We start from the raw sequence: 1,011 nt of genomic DNA, 5'->3' as shown, positions 1-1,011 counted from the left end.
GTCCACCCCCGACGCCACCAGATCCCACAACCCCTCCGGCGACGACACGCCACCCGGCAACCGACACCCCATCCCCACGATCGCGATCGGCTCGTCGACCGGGATGTCGGCGTGGATGACAGCCTGTTCCCGAGGTTGGCCCAAGAGCTGATCGCGGAGGTAGTGAGCGGCGGCGAGGGGAGTCGGGCAGTCGTAGATCAGCGAGGTCGGGACGTGCAGTCCGGTCCGGGCACGGAGGTGGTTCTTCAGCTCGACACCGGTCAGCGATTCAACGCCCAGTTCCTTGAACGTCGCCTCCGCGCGCACTTCGGCGTGGGCGTCCAGTCCGAGGACGGTGACGACACCGTCGCGTACCTGGTCGAGCAACCGCTCGACCTGCTCGGTGGCGGTCAACGACACAATTTTCCGGCGGAGTTGTCCAGCGAGATCCGTCGTGTCCGACGGAACTGCGGCGGTTTCGTCCGGTCGGCTGTCCAGCGTGAGCGCTGCCGATGCGGAGCCATCGGGTGCCCAGTAGTGCCGGCGTTGGAAGGGGTAGGTGGGCAGGTCGACGGTACGGGCACCGGTGCCCTCGAACAGGGCCGGCCAGGACACCTCCACGCCCTGGACGAACGCCTCCGCCACCGAAGTCAGGAAACGACGCAAGCCCCCCTCGCCGCGGCGCAGCGAACCGACCGCGCACACCTGCCGGCCCATGGACTCCGCGGTCTCCTGCACCGCCCCGGTGAGCACCGGATGCGCGCCGCACTCCACAAACACCCGGAAACCGTCCGCGAGCAGCTGCTCGACCGTCTCCTGGAACCGCACCGGCCGACGCAGATTCCCGAACCAGTACTCCGCGTCCAACGACGCCGTGTCGATCGCCGCAGCCTCCACCGTCGAATAGAACGGGATCTCGCCGCTCACCGGACGGACGTCGGCCAGCGCCTCCAGCAACCGCCCACGCACCGGCTCCACGAACACCGAATGCGACGCATACCCGAACTCCAGCCGACGCGCCCGCACCCCCTC

1 protein-coding gene is annotated in these 1,011 nt (G+C 68.7%); it reads right to left on the bottom strand.

Going from position 1 to position 1,011, the window contains the following annotated elements; translation table 11 throughout:
• On the bottom strand, positions 1-1,011 hold a 1,011-nt coding region (locus AC0693_RS38785), incomplete at both ends, for an acyltransferase domain-containing protein (protein WP_478804637.1).

This window comes from Streptomyces sp. NPDC043876 (genome assembly GCF_056435825.1).
The sequence above is the reverse complement of the archived record's forward strand: the minus strand, read 5'-3'. Positions and strand labels throughout refer to the sequence as shown.